The organism is Cellulomonas sp. URHB0016 (assembly GCF_054057935.1).
Window position 1 is genome coordinate 647,424 of sequence record NZ_JBSRZU010000001.1, and the last position, 18,221, is coordinate 665,644.

An 18,221-nucleotide genomic window follows, 5' to 3' on the forward strand; every position below is an offset into this window, starting at 1 on the left:
GGCCCTAGCAGGAGAGGTACTCACGCATGGCTGACTACACGCTTCCGGACCTGCCCTACGACTACGCGGCCCTCGAGCCGCACATCTCCGGGCGGATCATGGAGCTGCACCATGACAAGCACCACGCCGCGTACGTGACGGGAGCGAACACCGCCCTCGAGAAGCTCGCGGCGGCGCGTGAGGCCGACGACTTCGCCTCCGTGAACCTGCACGAGAAGAACCTCGCCTTCAACCTCGGTGGCCACGTCAACCACTCGGTGTTCTGGCAGAACCTGTCGCCCGAGGGCGGTGACCGTCCGACGGGCGAGCTCGCCGCGGCGATCGACGAGTTCTTCGGGTCGTTCGAGGGCTTCCAGAAGCACTTCGCGGCGAACGCCCTCGGCATCCAGGGTTCGGGCTGGTCGATCCTCGCGTGGGACTCGATCGGCTCGAAGCTGGTCGTGGTGCAGCTGTACGACCAGCAGAGCAACATCGCGCTGGGCCTCGTCCCGGTCGTGGTCCTGGACATGTGGGAGCACGCGTTCTACCTGGACTACGTGAACGTCAAGGCGGACTACGTCAAGGCGTGGTGGAACATCGTCAGCTGGACCGATGCGGCCGCGCGCTTCGAGCGGGCCCGATCGCAGGCCTCGGGGCTCATCGTCCCGTCGCTCTGAGTCGTCGAGCACCGCAGAGGGCCGTCCGCACGCCGGGCGGCCCTCTGCCGTACCCGGACCGGGACGCACACCCGGACCCGTCCGCGGAGCCAGACCTGGAGAGCACGCCATGCCATCGAAGTACGCCCGCACGGAGCGTGAGCGCCGGTTCGTGTGCGCCGCTCCCCCGCCGCCCGACGCCGTGGTCCGGCGCCGCAGGATCGAGGACCGGTACATCGACGGCACGCGCCTGCGCCTGCGTCGGGTCGAGGAGGTCGACGGTGCCGGTCCCGCCGTCCACAAGCTCACCCAGAAGCTTCCGGGCGACCCGTGGGGTGAGCTGACCACGATGTACGTGTCCGAGCAGGAGTACACCCTGCTGTGTGCCCTGCCCGCGGCTCTGCTGATGAAGGAGCGGTGGTCGGCGCCAGCCCTCGGCTACGACATGTTCCGCGGGCCTCTCGAGGGTCTCGTCCTCGCGGAGGCCGAGTTCGAGGACGACGTCACCGCCGCCTCGTTCGTGCCACCCACGGGACTCTGGGAAGTCACCGGCGACGTGAGGTTCACGGGCGGCGCGCTGGTGCGGACGGCCCCTCAGGACGTCCTCAGAACCGCCCTGGAGCTCCTGGCGGGGCACCGGCCACCGCACGACGCGTGAGGGGCGCCGGACGCGTGCAGCGTCCGACGCCCTTCATGGACGAGGTGCGTCAGTGGGCGTGCTGGCCCCGGGAGAACTCGAACACCCAGCCGACCAGGCCGATGATCCCGAGAGCGAGACCGATGTACGACAGCCAGAACCCCACGGCCATGCCGGCGAAGACGATGGCGGCGGCGGTGCCGATCACCAGGGGCCACCAGCTCCAGGGGCTGTACACACCCTGGTCGCCGGCGCCCTGCTCGATCTCACCGAGCTCGTCGTCCTCGGGACGGGGGTCGATGCGGCGGGACAGCAGCGCGAAGTAGGCGCCGATCATCCCGACGAGCCCGCCGACGAGCGGGATGCCGATCATCCCGACCGGCTCACCGCCGCTCCACCAGGCGTAGATCAGCCCCACGGGGACGAAGAAGAGCACCCCGTACAGGAAGAGCTTGGTCTCGAGCCTCACCGGTCGTTCTCCTCGTCGGGCAGGTCGGCGGGACGGTCCTCGACGATCGTCGTGGAGGACTGCTCGGGCTCGGCGGTGCCGTTCGCCACTCTCTCGGCCGCCACGTCGGTCTCGCCTCGCCGGTCGGCTTCCCAGTCGAGGATGCCCGCGTGCGGCTCGACGTAGTCCATCGCCGCGACCTCGGGGTGGTGCAGGTCGAACGCGGGCCGCTCGGAGCGGATGCGCGGGAGCGACGTGAAGTTGTGCCGCGGCGGCGGGCAGCTGGTGGCCCACTCGAGCGAGGCGCCATAGCCCCACGGGTCGTCCACGGTGACCAGGGGCGCGTTGCGCCACGTCGAGTAGACGTTCCAGAGGAACGGCAGGGTGGAGGACGCCAGGATGAACGCGCCGACCGTCGAGACCTGGTTCATCCACGTGAAGCCGTCGTCGGGCGAGTAGTCCGCGTACCGGCGGGGCATGCCGGCGACGCCCAGCCAGTGCTGGATGAGGAAGGTGGTGTGGAACCCGATGAACAGCAGCCAGAAGTGGATCTTGCCGAGGCGCTCGTCGAGCATCCGGCCCGTCATCTTCGGCCACCAGAAGTAGAACCCGGCGAACATCGCGAAAACGACCGTGCCGAAGACGACGTAGTGGAAGTGCGCCACGACGAAGTAGGAGTCCGAGAGGTGGAAGTCCAGCGTCGGGCTGGACAGGATGATGCCGGTCAGCCCGCCGAAGAGGAACGTGACGAGAAACCCGATCGTCCACAGCATCGGCGTGTCGAACGTGAGCTTCCCGCGCCACATCGTGCCGATCCAGTTGAAGAACTTCACACCGGTCGGGACGGCGATGAGCATCGTCATGAACGAGAAGAACGGCAGCAGCACCGAGCCGGTGACGTACATGTGGTGCGCCCACACGGTGACCGACAGGGCGGCGATCGCGATCGTCGCGTAGACGAGGCCCTTGTAGCCGAAGATCGGCTTGCGGCTGAACACCGGCAGGATCTCCGTCACGATGCCGAAGAACGGCAGAGCGATGATGTAGACCTCGGGGTGCCCGAAGAACCAGAACAGGTGCTGCCACAGGATGGCGCCACCATTGTCCGGGTTGAAGACCTGGGCGCCCAGCCGGCGGTCGGCCCCCAGCGCGAACAGCGCGGCGGCGAGCGGCGGGAACGCCATCAGGACCAGGAGCGACGTCACCAGCGTGTTCCAGGTGAAGATCGGCATCCGGAACATGGTCATGCCGGGGGCGCGCATGGTGACGATCGTGGTGATGAAGTTGACCGCACCGAGGATGGTCCCGAACCCGGCGAGCGCGAGCCCGAAGACCCACAGGTCACCGCCGAGGCCCGGCGAGTACACGGTGTCGGAGAGCGGCGCGTAGGCGAACCAGCCGAACGACGCGGCACCCTGCGGCGTGAAGAAACCGGCGGCGGCGATCGTGCCACCGAAGAAGAAGAACCAGTACGCGACCATGTTGAGCCGCGGGAACGCGACGTCCGGCGCACCGATCTGGAGCGGCATGATCACGTTCGCGAAGCCCGCGAACAGCGGCGTTGCGAACAGCAGCAACATGATCGTGCCGTGCATCGTGAACGCCTGGTTGTACTGCTCACGGGACTGGAAGACGTCCATCCCGGGGGCGAACAGCTCGGCGCGGATCAGCAGCGCGAGGATGCCGCCGATCGCGAACCAGACGAACGACGTGATCAGGTACAGGTACCCGATCGTCTTGTGGTCGGTCGAGGTGATCCACTTGATCACCGTGCGACCCAGCGTCTGGCGCGACGGCGCCAGGCCGGGGATCTGCTCCGCGACGGCGGCCATCAGTTGTCACCTTCCTGCGGGACGCTCTCGTCGAGCTCCTGTTGGCGGCTGAACTCGAGACCGAGCGCCCCCTCCTGGCCCTTGTCCTTGAGCTCCTGGATGTGCTTGTCGTACTCGTCCCGGGTCACGACGTTGACGTTGAACAACATCGACGAGTGGTACTCGCCGCAGAGCTCCGCGCACTTCCCCTCGTACAGGCCGACCTCGGTGGGAGTGACCTGGAACGTGTTCGTCTTGCCGGGGATGATGTCCATCTTGTAGAGGAACGCCGGCACCCAGAACGAGTGGATGACGTCGCGCGAGTTCAGCGTGAACTCGACCCGCTCGTCGACCGGCAGCCAGAGCGTCACCTGGTCCCGCAGCACGCCGGTGCCTGCCGAGCCGACGTCCTGTGCGTGCTGGCCGGTCTCGTACGCGTCGTCGTCGAGGTAGTTGAAGTCCCAGCTCCACTGCTTGCCGATCACCTGGACGTGGTTCTCCGCCGTGGCGGACGTGTCCTGGATCGCCGTGGTGTCCCTGTTCGTGTAGTAGAACAGCACGCCGACCATGATGATCGGGAGGATCACGTACATGACCTCGAGCGGCACGTGGTACCTGAGCTGGACGGGCAGCGTGCTGTCGTTCTTCCGCTTCCGGTAGACCGCGACGCACCAGAGCATCAGACCCCAGGTGATGATGCCGACGATCAGGGCGGCGATCCACGACCCGCGCCACAGGCTGACGATCCGGGCGGTCTGGTCGGTGATCTCATGTTCGGAGCTGCCGGGCAGCCAGCCGCGCTCGACCTCGGCGGAGCATCCGCTGAGGGCGACCGTGACGACGGCTGCGAGTCCGGCCCACTTCAGGGCCGGACGACGCGTCCGGCGGGGGGTGTCCGGGTGCACGGGGGACCTCTCGCTCGCTGTCCCGTCAGCCTGCCCACCTGGTACTGGGGACACCGCCCGGGACCTTCGTCCTCGACCTGTGCAGCCTAGCGTGCCGACCACGGCCTTTCGTCCCGACGGCGCCAGTTGGCGACGCGGTGTCAGCACCGTCACAGCGCCACCACATCCGTGCGTCCGGGTGTGGTGTCCGCGGTGGACGCTCGACGACGAGCCTCGGCGGACTACCGTGCCCGGGTGAGCTCTCAGCCCGACGACGGCACCTCAGGCGCCGGTGTGACGGACGCCACGCCCCCGCGCACGTTCCTGGACGCAGGAGGACGGGCGCCGCTGCTGCCGCAGGCACGGTCGGCCTTCGTCGAGGCGCTCGACCAGGGCTGGGCCGACCCGCGCCGCCTGCACACCGAAGGCCGGCGGGCACGGATGCTGCTCGACGGCGCCCGCGAGGCCATCGCCTCGGTCGTCGGTGCACGCACCGACGACGTGGACCTCGCGTCGTCGCACACCACGGCCCTGCACTCCGCGGTGCTCGCTGTCGCCGCCGGGCGCCGGCGGGTCGGGTCGCACGTCGTGGTGAGTGCCGTCGAGCGCGCGGCCGTGCTCGCCGCCGCGGACCGGGTTGCCGCCGGAGCCAGGGTGATGGTCCCCGTCGACGCGTTCGCTCGCGTGGACGTCGACGCGTTCGCGGCCGCCGTCGCCCGGCCGGGGGTCGCACTCGCCGCCCTGCAGCACGCGAACGGCGAGGTCGGCACGCTCCAGCCGGTCGCAGCCGCGCACGAGGCCGCGCGACGAGCCGGCGTGCCGCTGCTCGTCGACGCCGGAGCCAGCCTCGGTCATGTCAGGGTCGGGCCGGAGTGGGACCTGCTCGCCGGCGACGCCGGCGACTGGGGAGGGCCGGCCGGCATCGGCGTCCTCGTCACCAGGCCGGGCGTGCGTCGCTCCCCCGAACGCCCCGACGACGAGGACCGCTGGTTCCCGGGCGGCGTCAGCGTGCCCGCCGCGCTGTCGGCGGCCGTCGCGCTGCAGGTCGCCGCCTCGAGCTCGGCCTCGGACGACACCGGCCGGCGTGAGCTCGTCGACCGCGTCCGCGACCGGGTGGCGGCCGACGTGCCGGACGTCGACGTGGTGGGCGACCCCCACGACAGGCTCCCCCACGTCGTGACGTTCTCGTGCCTCTACGTCGAGGGCGAGGCGCTCGTCGGCGGCCTCGACGCGCTGGGCTTCGCAGTCGGGTCGGGCTCCGCGTGCACCTCCGGCGCGCTCGAGCCGAGCCACGTGCTGGCGGCGATGGGAGCGCTGACCCACGGGAACGTCCGGCTCGCCCTGCCTCGCGGCACCTCGGCGGAGGACGTCGACCGGTTCCTCGCCGCGCTGCCGGGGGTGGTCGCCCGCGTCCGGCAGACGTTCGGCGTGGCGGGCCTGTGAGCGGACCCGGGCGGAGCCTGGATCCCGGCGAGCCGACGCCCGTCGTGGTCGATGCCCGCGGTCTGCGCTGCCCGGCGCCGGTGATCCGGCTCGCGCGGGCGGCGCGCGACGTGCCGGCCGGGACGGACCTCACCGTCCTGGCCACCGATCCTGCGGCGGTGCACGACGTCCCGGCCTGGGCGCGGATGCGGGGTCACGACCTCGTGTCGTCGACGACTGCCGACGGTGTCCACACGATCACGGTCCGCACCGGGTGACGACGAAGGGCCCGGTACCGACGAAGGTCGGTGCCGGGCCCCTCGGGGTTCGGATCAGCTGAACGAACCGCCGCACGCGCAGGCGCTGCCGGCGTTCGGGTTGTCGATCGTGAAGCCCTGCTTCTCGATCGTGTCAGCGAAGTCGATCGTCGCCCCCTCGAGGTACGGGACGCTCATCCGGTCGACGACGACCTCGACACCGTCGTAGTCCTTGAGGGCGTCGCCGTCGAGCACGCGCTCGTCGAAGTACAGCTGGTAGATGAGGCCGGAGCAGCCGCCGGGCTGGACGGCGACGCGCAGACGCAGGTCGTCGCGGCCCTCCTGCTCGAGGAGGCTGCGCACCTTGGACGCGGCCACGTCCGTGAGCAGGACGCCGTGCGTCGTGGTCTCGGTGGTCTCGCTCATCGTCACTCCTGGTTGTCTCACGAGGGCTGCCCGACGCGATGTCATCGAGGAGAGCACTGGAGCGCCCGTCCTCACGTCAAACCTGCCCAACAGCGGCGGCCGTGCAGATGTTCCCCGCCAGGGTACGACGACGGGCGTCGGATGCTCGCACGCGGCTCAGCGGGACCACGTGCGGGCGACGCGCAGCGCCCGGTCGTGGAGCGATCCCGCCGGGTCCGCGAGCGCGGCCTCGACCTGCGCCGGGTGCTCGGCGACCGCGTACGCGGCCGTCACGCCGGCGGCGGACAGCTCGCGCCTGCCGACGAGCACCTCGCCCGCCAGCACCACGGTCGGCACGCCGTGCGCGAGCGCCCGCGCGGCCACCTCCGCCGCGACCTTCCCGTGCAGCGACTGCCAGTCGAAGCGCCCCTCACCGGTGACGACGACGTCCGCGCCGGCGATGCGGGCGTCGAGCCCGCACCGGTCCGCCACGAGGGAGGCGCCGGGCAGCAGGCGCGCACCGAGGAGCGACAGCCCGAAGCCGAGGCCACCGGCGGCGCCCGCTCCGGGGGCCGCCACCAGTCGCGCCGCCACAGACGCCGGCCTCGCGCCGGAGAGCAGGTCCGGGCGCAGCACGTCCGCGAGCGCGGCCACGGCGGCGTGCGCGAGATCACCCAGTGCCCGCTCCAGCTCCTGTGCCTGCTCCGGGGTCGCGCCCTTCTGCGGCGCGAAGCCGGCAGAAGCACCGTGCAGGCCCAGGAGCGGGACGTCGACGTCCGTGGCCACGACGATCTCCGTCCTCGACCACTCGGCACGCACCGAGCGCAGGTCCGCCAGGTCGTCCGCCGTGATCCCCGCGAGCGCTCCCCCGCCCTCACCGAGCCGGACCGGGAGGCCGAGCCCGGCGAGCAGGCCGGCACCCCCGTCGTTCGTGGCGGACCCGCCGAGCCCGACGACGATGCGGCGCGCGCCGGCGTCCCGCGCCGCGCGCAGGAGGTCACCGACGCCGCGCGACGAGGTCCGCGTGGGGTCCCGGCGGTCGACCGGCACGAGCGGCAGGCCCACGGCGTGCGACGACTCCACGTACACCGTCCGGCCGGCCGGGTCGTCGACCACGAGCAGCACCGCCGGGGCGGGTTCGCCGAGCGGTCCGGTCACCGCCACCTGCACGAGCTGCCCCCCCAGCGTCGCGTGCAGGGTGTCGACGAAGCCGGGGCCCCCGTCGGCGAGCGGGCACGTCCGGACGTCGTCGTGCGGCGCGACCTGCCGCCACGCCGCCGCGACGGTGTCCGCCACCTGGGCGGCGGTGAGGCTCGAGCCGAAGCTGTCCGGGGCGATGAGCACGTGCACGCCGTGCATCGTGGCACGGCGTCCACCGATCGCCGCACGAGCGCTCGGGCGGTCCGGGTCCCACGCCGACCCGTGTGCGAGGATCGTGCCCGTGAGCCTGACGACTCCCGGGACCAGCCCGTTCACCGAGCCGGCGCCGTCCGCGCTGCTGCTCCTCGGCCGCGGCGTCGACCTGGCGTCGGAACGAGGCGTCGAGTGCGTCGGCGACCTCCCGGCGGCGAGCGACCCGGACCTCGTGGAGCGGGCGCGTGTCGCCCGGACGGCCCTGGGTGACCGGGCGTTCGTGCTCGGCCACCACTACCAGCGCGACGAGGTCATCCAGTTCGCCGACGTCACGGGCGACTCGTTCAAGCTCGCGCGCGAGGCGGCCGCCCGGCCGGAGGCCGAGTTCGTCATCTTCTGCGGCGTGCACTTCATGGCCGAGTCTGCCGACATCCTCACGTCGGACGACCAGCAGGTGGTGCTCCCGGACCTCGCCGCGGGCTGCTCGATGGCGGACATGGCGGCGATCGACCAGGTGGAGGACGCCTGGGACGTGCTCGTGGAGGCCGGGGTCGCGGAGCAGACGGTGCCCGTGACCTACATGAACTCGACAGCGGCGATCAAGGCCTTCACCGGCCGGCACAGCGGGACGGTGTGCACGTCGTCGAACGCGCACGTGGCCCTGCGCTGGGCGTTCGACCAGGTCGGCGGGCTCGACGGCACCGGGAAGGTGCTGTTCATGCCGGACCAGCACCTGGGTCGGAACACTGCCGTGCGGCTGCTCGGCCTGCCGCTCGAGTCGTGCGTCGTGTTCGACCCGCGCAAGCCCGGCGGCGGCCTGACCGTGCAGCAGCTCCGCGACGCCCGGATGATCCTCTGGCGCGGGCACTGTTCGGTGCACGGCCGGTTCTCGACGCGCAACGTCGCGGACATCCGCGCGGCAGTGCCCGGCGTCACGGTGCTCGTCCACCCGGAGTGCCAGCACGAGGTCGTCGAGGCCGCGGACATGGTCGGGTCGACGGAGTACATCATCAACGCGCTGGACGCGGCGGAGCCGGGATCGTCGTGGGCGATCGGTACCGAGCTCAACCTGGTGCGGCGGCTCGCGACGGCGCACCCCGACAAGCAGATCCACTACCTGGACTCGACGGTGTGCTTCTGCTCCACGATGAACCGGATCGACCTGCCGCACCTCGTCTGGGCGATGGAGTCGCTGGTGGCCGGCCGGACCGTCAACCGCATCGTCGTCGACGCCGACGACGCCCACTGGGCACGCGTCGCGCTCGACCAGATGCTGGCGCTCCCGGGGTACTGAGTGAACACCGGCAGCCATCTGCGGATCGGCGTGTTCGTCTTCGACGGCGCCGAGGAGCTCGACGTCGTCGGCCCGTACGAGGTCCTCAGCTCCTGGACCCACCACTCGTCGCTGCGCCCTGAGGTCCTGACGTTCTCGGCGGACGGCGCCGGGGTCCGGTGCGCCAAGGGACTCTGCCTCGTCCCGGACCGCAGCGCCGACGACGTCGGCCTCCTGCACGTCCTCGTCTACCCGGGCGGGCAGGGCACGCGTGTCCTCGCGGCGGACCCCGAGCACCTCGAGTGGGTCCGGGGCATGCGCGCCTCGACCCCGTTGCTGGCCTCGGTGTGCACGGGCGCGCTCGTGTACGCGGCCGCCGGCCTCCTCGCCGGCCGGCCTGCGACGACGCACTGGGCGGCCTTCGACGAGCTCGCCGTGCTCGACCCGAGCGTCCTCGCGGACACCGAGGCCCGTTTCGTCGACGACGGGGACATCGTGACGTCCGCGGGGGTGTCGGCGGGCATCGACATGGCGCTCCACCTGGTCGCGCGGCTCGAGTCCGCGGAGACGGCCCGGCACGTGCGCCGCGCCATCCAGTACGACCCCGCACCGCCCATCTGACCTCGGGCCTCGGGCCTCGGGCCTCGGGCCTCGGCGCAGGCTCGTCGTCGCCGGCGCCGCCCGTCGGGACGTGCGCGAGGAAGTCGGGGAGGTCACGGGCCGCCACGCTGCTCGACTACCCTGACAGGGTGTTCGGACGCAGCAACGACCCGCAGAGCGCGACGCCGGTGACGGCCCAGGCGACCCCGGCCCCCGACGGCAAGGGGCGGCCGACGCCCAAGCGCAAGGAGGCGGAGGCCGCGAACAAGCGTCCCCTCGTGCCGACCGACCGCAAGACGGCGGGCAAGACAGGCCGCCAGCAGGCCAAGGAGCAGCGGGACCGCGAGTACCGGGCGATGCAGACCGGCGACGAGCGGTTCATGCCCGCGAAGGACCGTGGGCCGCTGCGCCGTTTCGTCCGCGACTGGGTGGACGCCCGGTGGAACCTCGGTGAGCTGATCCTGCCGGCGGCCGCCGTGCTGCTCGTCGTCCAGCTCACCCTGAGCAAGGCCGCGCCGGTGCTCGCCGCGCTGGCGATCCTCGTGCTCTACGTCTTCGTGCTCGCCGCGATCGTCGACAGCTGGCTCATGTGGCGCGGGCTCAAGAAGGCGCTCGTCGCGAAGTTCGGCCCGGAGGCGCCTCCCAAGGGCACGGTCTCGTACGCCGTGGTCCGCACCTTCCAGATCCGCCCTTCCCGCATGCCCAAGCCTCAGGTGAAGCACGGGCAGCGCCCTTCCTGAGCCGACATAGGGTTGAGCCCATGGTTGCTTACCGACACCTGGGCCGGTCCGGCCTCAAGATCACCGAAATCACCTATGGCAACTGGCTGACCCACGGGTCGCAGGTCGAGAACGACACCGCGAAGGCGTGCGTCCGTGCCGCGCTCGACGCCGGCATCACGAGCTTCGACACCGCCGACGTCTACGCCAACACCCAGGCGGAGACGGTCCTCGGCGAGGCGCTGCAGGGCGAGCGCCGGCAGTCGCTCGAGATCTTCACGAAGGTCTTCTGGCCGACCGGTCCCGGCGGGGCGAACGACATGGGCCTGTCCCGCAAGCACATCATGGAGTCCATCGACGGCTCCCTGCAGCGGCTGCAGACCGACTACGTCGACCTCTACCAGGCGCACCGGTGGGACGAGGCGACACCGATCGAGGAGACGATGCAGGCGTTCGCCGACATCGTGCACGCCGGCAAGGCGCACTACATCGGGGTCTCGGAGTGGACGGCCGAGCAGATCCGCGAGGGCCACAAGCTCGCCCAGGAGCTACGGATCCCGTTCGTCTCGAACCAGCCGCAGTACTCGGCCCTGTGGCGGGTCATCGAGGCGGAGGTCGTCCCGACCTCGCGGGAGCTGGGGCTGTCGCAGATCGTCTGGTCCCCCGTCGCGCAGGGTGTCCTCACCGGCAAGTATCTGCCCGGGCAGCCGGCGCCTGCGGGGTCGCGGGGCACGGACGAGAAGGGCGGCGCCCGGATGATCGGGCGCTTCCTGGAGCAGCAGGAGACGCTCGCGCGCGTCCAGCGCCTCAAGCCGGTCGCCGACGAGCTGGGGCTGACCATGGCGCAGCTCGCGATCGCCTGGGTGCTGCAGAACGACAACGTCGCCTCGGCGATCATCGGCGCCTCGCGGCCCGAGCAGGTCGCCGAGAACGTCAAGGCCTCAGGGGTCACGATCCCGGCGGAGCTGTTGACGACCATCGAGGAGGTTCTCGGCGACTCGGTCGTCACGGACCCGGCCGAGACGGCCAGGAACTCGCCCGCGCGCACCCGCTGAGCAACGGACGAGGGGACCTCGGCGCCACCGGGGTCCCCTCGTCGTCCGGTTCAGCAGGCCACCGGTTCGGTGGCCGGTCCGGCGACCCGGGGGGCGACGGCCTCGGTGGTCGGTTCGGCGGGCGCTGCGGCGTGGAGCTCCACAGGCTGCGGCAGCGGGAGAGTCAGGCGCGTGAGGAACACGTGGACCAGGGGCCCGACCACGACGGCGTAGGCGGCGGTGGCGATCCCCACGGTGCCGCCGAGCGCCCATCCGGCCAGCACGACGACCAGCTCGATCCCGGTCCGCACCAGGCGCACCGAGCGGCCGGTCCGCGCCACCAGACCCGTCATGAGGCCGTCCCTCGGGCCGGGCCCGAGACCCGCGCCCACGTACAGGCCGGTCGCCAGCGCGTTGAGCACGACGCCGGCGACCACCAGACCGATCCGTACGGCCAGCGGCAACGGGTCCGGCAGCCGGTCGAGGCCCGCGAGGAACGGGTCGACGAGCAGGCCGATCACGAGGACGTTGGCGAGCGTGCCGACACCGGGCCGCTGACGGAGCGGGACCCAGCAGGCCAGCACCACGGCGCTCGTGGCGAGCGTGACCGTCCCGAACGACAGCCCCGTGCGCTCCGAGACGCCCTCCGTCAGCACGTCCCACGGCATGTTCCCGAGCCCTGCGTGGACGAGCAGCGCCATCGACGCCGCGTACACCACCAGGCCGCCGACCAGCTGGATGCCCCGGCGGGCCGCGGCCGTCACGCGTCCACCCGAGCGCTGCGGTCGATCTCCACCGACGTCCCCTCGGCCCAGTCGTGACGGTGCGCCGGTGGCGGGCGATGCCCGAGCCCGTCGCGAACGACCACCCTGATCAACGCCGCGACCAACCCGAGCAGTGCCACCGTGCCGACCAGGACGGTGATCGCCGTCGCCGTAGTATCCATGGCCATGAGTGTGGGCGAGCATGGCCCCCTGTTGCATAGCCATTTCTGGCATAGTGGCCACATGAGCACCATCGACCTGCCCACCGACCGCCGGATGTCCGGGTCTCGCCTGACGGCCGTCCTCGGGGCGTGGCAGCGATCCGGGCCGGCCTACACGGCCCTCGCCGACGCGCTCCGTGCTGCGGTCCTCTCGGGCACCGTGCCGCTCAGCACCCGGCTGCCCAGCGAGCGGGAGCTCGCCGAGTCGCTGGGGGTGTCACGGACCACCACCACCGCCACCTACGACCTGCTGCGCGACGAGGGCTACCTCGTGAGCCGCCGGGGCTCCGGCACGGTGACCACCCTCCCCGCCGGGCCGGGACCTGGAGCCGAGGCGCGGACCTGGACCGATGTGGACGACGACGTCGTCGACCTGTCGGTCGCCGCCCCGTCCGCACCGTCGGCGCTGCACGGGGCCTACCTCGCGGCGCTCGACGCGCTCCCCCGCTATCTCAGCGGCACCGGCTACACGCCGCTGGGTCTTCCCGTCCTCCGCGCCGCGATCGCCGACTGGTACACCGGCCGGGGCACCCCCACGACACCGGACCAGGTCCTCGTCACCACCGGAGCCCAGCAGGCCATCCACCTGCTCGTCGCGGCCCACGCCTCCCCCGGTGACCGCGTGGTCGTCGAGCATCCCACCTACCCGCACGCCATCGACGTCGCCCGCCGCGCCGGGGCCCGTCCTGTCCCCGTCCCGAGCGGCGACGACGGGCTAGACGTGGATCTCCTCGCGTCCACCGTCCGACAGGTCGCACCGCGGCTCGTCTACCTCATCCCCGACCACCGGAATCCCACGGGCACGAGCCTCGACGCCGACGACCGCGAGCGGGTGCGGGCGATCGCCCGGCGTCATCGCACGGTCGCCGTCGGCGACGAGGTCCTCACCGAGCTCACCATCGACGGGGTCCCCCCCGAGTCGTTCTCGGGCGACGGCACCGCCTCGGGTCTCGTCCTGTCGATCGGGTCGGCGTCGAAGGCGTTCTGGGGCGGACTGCGCGTGGGATGGATCCGCGCGCACCCCGACCTGGTCGCCCGGCTCGCCGCCGTCCGTGGCAACGTCGACATCGGGACCGCGCTCCTGGAGCAGCTGGTGGCGACGGAGCTTCTCGCGCGGGCCGGCGACCTGCTCCCCCGCCGCCGCGAGGTGCTCCGCGAACGTCGCGACCTGCTCGTCGACCTGCTGCGCCAGCGGCTGCCCTCGTGGCACGTCCCCGTTCCTGCGGGGGGCCTCTCCCTGTGGGCGGACCTCGGCGCACCGGTGTCGAGCGCGCTCGCGGCGGTGTCCCCGCGCCACGGTGTGCGGGTCGTCCCCGGGCCGGCGTTCGGGGTCGACGGGAACTTCGAACGGCACCTGCGGCTGCCGTTCAGCGAGACACCCGAGGCCCTCGTCCGGGCGGTCGGCGGGCTCGCCGACGCCTGGGCCAGCCTCGGCTCCGTGACTGCGGCGCGTGACCGGACGGTCCGCGCAGTCGTCTGAGCAGCGTCCGCACGGCCTGCCGCACGCCGCCGACGGCCACCGGTCCGGCCCGGTCCAGCACCGCTCAGCGCAGCACGAGCGCCGCTGTGGCCTGCTCCCCGTCGTGCACGAGCGCGACGGCGTGCACGCCCTGCTCCGCGAGCGAGCGCCAGTGCTCCCCCAGCCACTGCTCGGCGTCGAACTGGGTGGTGAACACGGGGCTCACCGGTCGTTCCAGCGCGCCGCCCGTGGCGTCGTCGAACCGCCACTCCCACTGCGGCCGCACCACCATCACACTGCCGCCGAGCTGCGGTCGGACGCGCGTCGGGCAGCGTCGGAGGCGAGCGCGCGGGTGATGCGCGAGGCCCAGGCGGGACCGCGGTAGACGAATCCGGTGTAGCCCTGCACGAGTGTCGCCCCGACAGCCAGGTACTCGCGGGCGTCGGCAGGTGTGGACACTCCACCGACACCGATGATCACCGCGTCCGCGCCGAGGCGGCTACGCAGCCGCGCCACGACGTCCAGTCCGCGGGCGAGCACCGGCGGCCCGGACAGGCCGCCCGGCCCGAGATCGTGCGCGATGGTCGTGTTCACCGCGACGACGCCGTCGAGACCCAGCTCGCCGGCGAGCTCTGCGACAGCGTCGACGTCCTCGTCCGAGAGGTCGGGGGCGATCTTGACCAGGAGCGGCACGGGAGGCCGGGCGGCGGCGGTCGTCGCCTCGTCGGCCGCGACACGCGTCGCCTCCAGGATCGGACGGAGCGCGGCGACCGACTGCAGGTCGCGCAGACCCGGCGTGTTCGGCGAGGAGACGTTCACCACGAGGTAGTCGGCGTACGGTGCGAGCCGCGCCGCGCTCGTCGCGTAGTCGACGGGTGCCTGGTCCGCCGGCGTGAGCTTCGTCTTGCCGATGTTCACGCCGACGACGAGCCGCCGGCCGGCCGGGGTCGCGCGCAGCCGCCGGAGCCGCTCCGCGACCGAGGCCGACCCCTCGTTGTTGAAGCCCATCCGGTTGCGGAGGGCCCGCTGCTCGAGCACCCTCCACAACCGCGGAGGCTCGTTGCCAGGCTGCCCCTGGGCGGTGACGGTCCCGATCTCGACGAACCCGAAGCCCAGCATCGCGAGACCCGCGACGCCCGTGGCGTTCTTGTCGAAGCCGGCGGCCACACCGAACGCGGCCGGGAACCGGCGGCCCCACACCTCGACGGCTCCGCCGGTGGGCGGGGCGAACGCCCGCCGGACGACGTCGCGCAGCAGCGGGACCCGGGCGACACCGCGGATCAGGCCGAAGGCGAGCTCATGGGCCCGCTCGGGGTCCATGCGCCGGAACACCAGGTCGAACAGCAGGTGGTACACGCCTTCACCCTAGGTGCTGGTGGGGCTCGAGTGTCTCGCGGTCCGAGCCGCACGCCCCGAGACCCACAGCCACCACAGACCCAGGAACGGCAGCACCAGCGGCACGTACCCGTAGCCCTGGCCGAACCCCGACCACACCGTCTCGTCGGGGAGCTCGGCCGCGTCGACGAGCGAGAGGGTGCCGACCACCAGCACGCCCACCGCCTCGACCCCGACCGTGGCCCACGCGAGCCGGCGACGGTCCGTCGCCAGAGCGAACGTCGCGACGAGGTACACGACTCCCGCGGCGAGGGACAGCAGGTACGCGACGGGAGCCTCGTCGAGCTTGGTCGACACCTGGTACGCGCCCCGCGCGGTCGCGGCGAGCGCGAGGATGCCGTAGACGGCGACGAGCACCCGGCCGGGCCCCGTCCCCGTGGCGCGAGTGGTCGGCCGGTCGGCCGGCTCGCCCGTCAGGCGCTGGTCGGTCACACGGTCCCCCAGATCTGCAGCAGTCGGTACTCGAGGAAGGCCACGGTCAGGGCGGCGACCAGCAGGACGACCGAGCTCCACCTGGTCCGCTCGGCGAACGCCCACGCGGCCGCGACCGGCAGCACGACCGCCTGCGTGACGACGTAGCCCCAGAACAGCCCCCCGCTCAGGCCGTCGGGCGGGTCGGTGGCAGCGAGCACGGCCGCGACCACGGCCTGGACGACGAGCACCGTCTCCACGACGGCACCGCCCCAGAGCTGACGCAGCACCACGGCGCGGTCACGGATCACGAACCATCCCGCCCACCCCGCGAGCAGCGCGCAGAGGAGCGCGACGACCAGGGCGAGGGGCGCGATCACGGTGCCCCACCGTACCGGCGTCGCGCGGATGCACCGTGCCGGCACCGCGACACGCGGTCCGACGGTGGCGCCGTCATACGATCGGGGCGTGACCGTGACGCTGACCTCACAGGACCCTGCCCGCCTCTCCGTCGACGCCGTCGTCGTCGCCGTCGCCCAGAAGGACGGCGGTGTCCGGGTGCTCGGTGGTGCATGGCTCCCGAAGGACCTGCGCACCGCACTGGAGCGGGACGGTGCCGCTCTCGGTGTCACGGGAGCGGCCGACGAGGTCCGACGAGTTCCCGCCACCGGGCTGCACACGCCCGTCCTCGTCCTCACCGGCGTCGGCGCCGCATACGCCATCACACCGGAGACCCTCCGCCGCGCGGCCGGGGCCGCCACGCGTGAGCTCGCCGGGACGGCCACCGTCGCCCTCGCGCTGCCGGCCGACGACCAGGACGCCCTGACCGCGGTGGTCGAGGGAGCACTGCTCGGGGCCTACGCCTACAACCGCTACCGCACCGGCGACGCCGCGAAGGCGCCGGTGCGGGATCTCGAGGTCGTCACGTCGCTCGGGCGGACGCGCGCCGCGAAGGACGCCGTCCAGCGTGCCGAGATCCTGGCCGCGGCGGTCCACGGGACCCGCGACCTGGTCAACGCGGCACCCAACGACCTGTTCCCCGCGGCGTTCGCCGATGCCGCCAGGGGTGCGGTGAAGGACGCAGGCGTGAAGAGCGTCAAGCTCACCGTCCTCGACGAGAAGGCTCTCGCGGCCGGCGGGTACGGCGGGCTCGTCGGCGTGGGCCAGGGATCGGTCCGCGGGCCGCGCCTGGTCAAGGTGGCGTACTCACCGTCCCGGCCGAAGGCCAGGGTAGCCCTGGTCGGCAAGGGCATCACGTTCGACAGCGGTGGCATCTCGATCAAGCCGGCAGCCGGCATGGAGGCGATGAAGTCCGACATGGCCGGCGCTGCGGCCGTGCTGCACACGGTCGTCGCCGCGGCGCGGCTCGGGCTGCCCGTCGCGGTGACCGGCTGGCTCTGCCTCGCCGAGAACATGCCGTCGGGTACGGCGCAGCGCCCGTCGGACGTCCTGACGATCCGTGGTGGGAAGACGGTCGAGGTCCTCAACACCGATGCCGAGGGCCGGCTCGTCATGGCCGACGGGCTCGTCGCGGCCGTCGAGGAGGGGCCCGACGTCGTCATCGACATCGCGACCCTCACGGGTGCCCAGCTCGTCGCGCTGGGCCACCGCGTCTCCGCCGTGATGGGGACCGACGCCGTCCGCGGCGAGGTCGTGGCGGCAGCCGAGGCGGCCGGCGAGCAGTTCTGGCCCATGCCGCTCCCCGCCGAGCTGCGCGCGTCCCTCAAGTCGAAGGTCGCCGACCTCGCGAACATCGGGGACCGGTTCGGCGGCATGCTCACGGCCGGCGTGTTCCTCAAGGAGTTCGTGGGCGAGACGCCCTGGGCGCACCTCGATGTCGCGGGCCCCGCGTACAACGAGAAGGCCGCGCACGGGTACACCCCCGTCGGCGGCACCGGCGTCGGGGTGCGGACGCTGTTGCGACTGATCGAGGCACGCGCCGCCGCCTGACGCGAGCCGTCGTCGTCCGACCCGCAGACGGAGCCGGACAGGGCCGGCACGCGGAGCCGGACCGACAACGGGTCAGACGACGCCGCGCTCGCGCTGGATGCTCTGGCTCAGACGACGCCGCGCTTGCGCAGGATGTTCTGGCGCGAGTTGTAGTCGCGCATCCGCTGGGGGTAGCCGACCCGCTGGACGTCGTAGACCGGGATGTCCAGGTCACGGGCGAGCTGAGCCGCGGCGCGCTCGTCCGGCACGCGCCGACGCGTCCACTCCCCGTCCGTCGCCACCAGCATCACCGTCATCGGGGCGGCCGTCGTGGCGGGCTCGACGTAGGCCTCGACGCCCACGCGGGTCCGGACGAAGTCCGTGAGGTGCGCGACCGTCGCGTCCTTGGCGGCGCGGTCGTCCGGCACCGCGGCAGAGGTCGGACGGCGTCGTCGGGAGAACAGGCCCATGCCGGTCGAGGGTAGCCGCCGGACCTGTGGCGGCCGGGGTCGTCGGGCTGCATCCTGCACCGATCGGTCACCCCGAGCGGTCAGTCATGGGACG

Annotated in this window: 22 protein-coding genes; 10 read left to right on the top strand and 12 right to left on the bottom strand. The window is 72.3% G+C overall.

Features of this window, described 5'->3' with window-relative positions; translation table 11 throughout:
• Positions 1-26 precede the first annotated feature (26 nt).
• Both ACVW07_RS03035 and ACVW07_RS03040 read left to right on the top strand, forming a co-directional pair.
• Positions 27-656, top strand: coding sequence for a superoxide dismutase (locus ACVW07_RS03035; protein ID WP_456817806.1), 630 nt, complete (start codon positions 27-29; stop codon positions 654-656).
• Positions 657-765: 109 nt separating this feature from the next.
• Entirely contained in the window at positions 766-1,293 is a 528-nt protein-coding gene (locus ACVW07_RS03040) for a hypothetical protein (RefSeq protein ID WP_456817807.1), read from the top strand.
• 49 nt (positions 1,294-1,342) lie between these two features.
• Here the strand turns inward: ACVW07_RS03040 and ACVW07_RS03045 are convergent, their stop codons facing one another.
• Genes ACVW07_RS03045 through ctaC form a run of 3 tightly spaced genes read right to left on the bottom strand, consistent with a single transcriptional unit; the run spans position 1,343 to position 4,436 of the window.
• On the bottom strand, positions 1,343-1,741 hold the full coding sequence (locus ACVW07_RS03045) for a cytochrome c oxidase subunit 4 (protein WP_456817808.1): 399 nt from the start codon (positions 1,739-1,741) through the stop codon (positions 1,343-1,345).
• On the bottom strand, positions 1,738-3,552 hold the full coding sequence (ctaD, locus tag ACVW07_RS03050; RefSeq protein WP_456817809.1) for an aa3-type cytochrome oxidase subunit I: 1,815 nt from the start codon (positions 3,550-3,552) through the stop codon (positions 1,738-1,740). The genes ACVW07_RS03045 and ctaD overlap by 4 nt, the downstream gene beginning before the upstream one ends.
• Positions 3,552-4,436: an aa3-type cytochrome oxidase subunit II gene (gene ctaC, locus ACVW07_RS03055; protein ID WP_456817810.1), complete on the bottom strand. Its 885-nt coding sequence runs from the start codon at positions 4,434-4,436 to the stop codon at positions 3,552-3,554. Before ctaC ends, ctaD begins: the two co-directional genes overlap by 1 nt.
• 234 nt (positions 4,437-4,670) lie before the next feature.
• Between ctaC and ACVW07_RS03060 the strand changes: the two genes are divergently transcribed.
• Entirely contained in the window at positions 4,671-5,858 is a 1,188-nt protein-coding gene (locus ACVW07_RS03060; protein WP_456817811.1) for a cysteine desulfurase family protein, read from the top strand.
• Positions 5,855-6,115, top strand: coding sequence for a sulfurtransferase TusA family protein (locus ACVW07_RS03065; RefSeq protein ID WP_456817812.1), 261 nt, complete (start codon positions 5,855-5,857; stop codon positions 6,113-6,115). The genes ACVW07_RS03060 and ACVW07_RS03065 overlap by 4 nt, the downstream gene beginning before the upstream one ends.
• 54 nt (positions 6,116-6,169) lie before the next feature.
• On the opposite strand, the gene erpA is transcribed toward ACVW07_RS03065, so the two are convergent.
• Together erpA and ACVW07_RS03075 are read right to left on the bottom strand one after the other, a co-directional pair.
• A complete protein-coding gene (gene erpA, locus ACVW07_RS03070) occupies positions 6,170-6,520 on the bottom strand; it encodes an iron-sulfur cluster insertion protein ErpA (RefSeq protein WP_456817813.1) in 351 nt (116 codons plus the stop codon).
• Between the two features lie 156 nt (positions 6,521-6,676).
• A complete protein-coding gene (locus ACVW07_RS03075; protein ID WP_456817814.1) occupies positions 6,677-7,858 on the bottom strand; it encodes a glycerate kinase family protein in 1,182 nt (393 codons plus the stop codon).
• A gap of 88 nt (positions 7,859-7,946) precedes the next feature.
• Between ACVW07_RS03075 and nadA the strand changes: the two genes are divergently transcribed.
• From nadA to ACVW07_RS03095, 4 genes are all read left to right on the top strand, one after another.
• Positions 7,947-9,146 (top strand): quinolinate synthase NadA, encoded by a 1,200-nt coding sequence (nadA, locus tag ACVW07_RS03080; RefSeq protein WP_456821018.1) that lies wholly within the window; start codon positions 7,947-7,949, stop codon positions 9,144-9,146.
• The gene (locus ACVW07_RS03085) at positions 9,147-9,746 is read left to right on the top strand and encodes a DJ-1/PfpI family protein (RefSeq protein WP_456817815.1); all 600 of its coding nucleotides are present in this window, start codon (positions 9,147-9,149) and stop codon (positions 9,744-9,746) included.
• 128 nt (positions 9,747-9,874) lie between these two features.
• Positions 9,875-10,465, top strand: a complete 591-nt coding sequence (locus ACVW07_RS03090) for a DUF3043 domain-containing protein (RefSeq protein WP_456817816.1) — start codon at positions 9,875-9,877, stop codon at positions 10,463-10,465.
• Positions 10,466-10,485: 20 nt separating this feature from the next.
• Positions 10,486-11,499 (top strand): aldo/keto reductase family protein, encoded by a 1,014-nt coding sequence (locus ACVW07_RS03095; RefSeq protein ID WP_456817817.1) that lies wholly within the window; start codon positions 10,486-10,488, stop codon positions 11,497-11,499.
• Positions 11,500-11,549: 50 nt separating this feature from the next.
• Here ACVW07_RS03095 and yczE read toward each other — a convergent pair whose 3' ends face one another.
• On the bottom strand, positions 11,550-12,179 hold the full coding sequence (gene yczE / locus ACVW07_RS03100) for a membrane protein YczE (RefSeq protein ID WP_456821019.1): 630 nt from the start codon (positions 12,177-12,179) through the stop codon (positions 11,550-11,552).
• 59 nt (positions 12,180-12,238) lie between these two features.
• Positions 12,239-12,424 (bottom strand): hypothetical protein, encoded by a 186-nt coding sequence (locus ACVW07_RS03105; protein ID WP_456817818.1) that lies wholly within the window; start codon positions 12,422-12,424, stop codon positions 12,239-12,241.
• Between the two features lie 61 nt (positions 12,425-12,485).
• Here ACVW07_RS03105 and yczR point away from each other — a divergent pair, with 61 nt between their 5' ends.
• A complete protein-coding gene (gene yczR / locus ACVW07_RS03110) occupies positions 12,486-13,943 on the top strand; it encodes a MocR-like transcription factor YczR (RefSeq protein WP_456817819.1) in 1,458 nt (485 codons plus the stop codon).
• A 64-nt stretch (positions 13,944-14,007) separates the two neighbouring features.
• Here the strand turns inward: yczR and ACVW07_RS03115 are convergent, their stop codons facing one another.
• From ACVW07_RS03115 to ACVW07_RS03130, 4 genes are read right to left on the bottom strand one after another with little or no spacing between them, the layout of a single operon-like run.
• The gene (locus ACVW07_RS03115; protein WP_456817820.1) at positions 14,008-14,214 is read right to left on the bottom strand and encodes a hypothetical protein; all 207 of its coding nucleotides are present in this window, start codon (positions 14,212-14,214) and stop codon (positions 14,008-14,010) included.
• Positions 14,214-15,278, bottom strand: a complete 1,065-nt coding sequence (locus ACVW07_RS03120) for a quinone-dependent dihydroorotate dehydrogenase (protein WP_456817821.1) — start codon at positions 15,276-15,278, stop codon at positions 14,214-14,216. The genes ACVW07_RS03115 and ACVW07_RS03120 overlap by 1 nt, the downstream gene beginning before the upstream one ends.
• 9 nt (positions 15,279-15,287) lie before the next feature.
• On the bottom strand, positions 15,288-15,749 hold the full coding sequence (locus ACVW07_RS03125; protein ID WP_456817822.1) for a hypothetical protein: 462 nt from the start codon (positions 15,747-15,749) through the stop codon (positions 15,288-15,290).
• Positions 15,746-16,108, bottom strand: coding sequence for a hypothetical protein (locus tag ACVW07_RS03130; RefSeq protein WP_456817823.1), 363 nt, complete (start codon positions 16,106-16,108; stop codon positions 15,746-15,748). The genes ACVW07_RS03125 and ACVW07_RS03130 overlap by 4 nt, the downstream gene beginning before the upstream one ends.
• An 88-nt stretch (positions 16,109-16,196) precedes the next feature.
• On the opposite strand from ACVW07_RS03130, the gene ACVW07_RS03135 reads away from it, so the two are divergent.
• Positions 16,197-17,678 (top strand): leucyl aminopeptidase, encoded by a 1,482-nt coding sequence (locus ACVW07_RS03135; protein ID WP_456817824.1) that lies wholly within the window; start codon positions 16,197-16,199, stop codon positions 17,676-17,678.
• Positions 17,679-17,785: 107 nt separating this feature from the next.
• On the opposite strand, the gene ACVW07_RS03140 is transcribed toward ACVW07_RS03135, so the two are convergent.
• Complete coding sequence (locus tag ACVW07_RS03140) at positions 17,786-18,127, bottom strand: oxidoreductase (RefSeq protein ID WP_456817825.1); 342 nt, start codon at positions 18,125-18,127, stop codon at positions 17,786-17,788.
• Positions 18,128-18,221: the final 94 nt, after the last annotated feature.

Coding starts and splice junctions, on each gene's coding strand:
- ACVW07_RS03035 (WP_456817806.1), top strand. CDS start 27: ATGGCTGACTACACGCTTCCGGACCTGCCCTACGACTACGCGGCCCTC.
- ACVW07_RS03040 (WP_456817807.1), top strand. CDS start 766: ATGCCATCGAAGTACGCCCGCACGGAGCGTGAGCGCCGGTTCGTGTGC.
- ctaD (WP_456817809.1), bottom strand. CDS start 3,552: ATGGCCGCCGTCGCGGAGCAGATCCCCGGCCTGGCGCCGTCGCGCCAG.
- erpA (WP_456817813.1), bottom strand. CDS start 6,520: ATGAGCGAGACCACCGAGACCACGACGCACGGCGTCCTGCTCACGGAC.
- ACVW07_RS03075 (WP_456817814.1), bottom strand. CDS start 7,858: ATGCACGGCGTGCACGTGCTCATCGCCCCGGACAGCTTCGGCTCGAGC.
- ACVW07_RS03095 (WP_456817817.1), top strand. CDS start 10,486: ATGGTTGCTTACCGACACCTGGGCCGGTCCGGCCTCAAGATCACCGAA.
- yczE (WP_456821019.1), bottom strand. CDS start 12,179: ATGGCGCTGCTCGTCCACGCAGGGCTCGGGAACATGCCGTGGGACGTG.
- ACVW07_RS03105 (WP_456817818.1), bottom strand. CDS start 12,424: ATGGATACTACGGCGACGGCGATCACCGTCCTGGTCGGCACGGTGGCA.
- yczR (WP_456817819.1), top strand. CDS start 12,486: ATGAGCACCATCGACCTGCCCACCGACCGCCGGATGTCCGGGTCTCGC.
- ACVW07_RS03115 (WP_456817820.1), bottom strand. CDS start 14,214: ATGGTGGTGCGGCCGCAGTGGGAGTGGCGGTTCGACGACGCCACGGGC.
- ACVW07_RS03140 (WP_456817825.1), bottom strand. CDS start 18,127: ATGGGCCTGTTCTCCCGACGACGCCGTCCGACCTCTGCCGCGGTGCCG.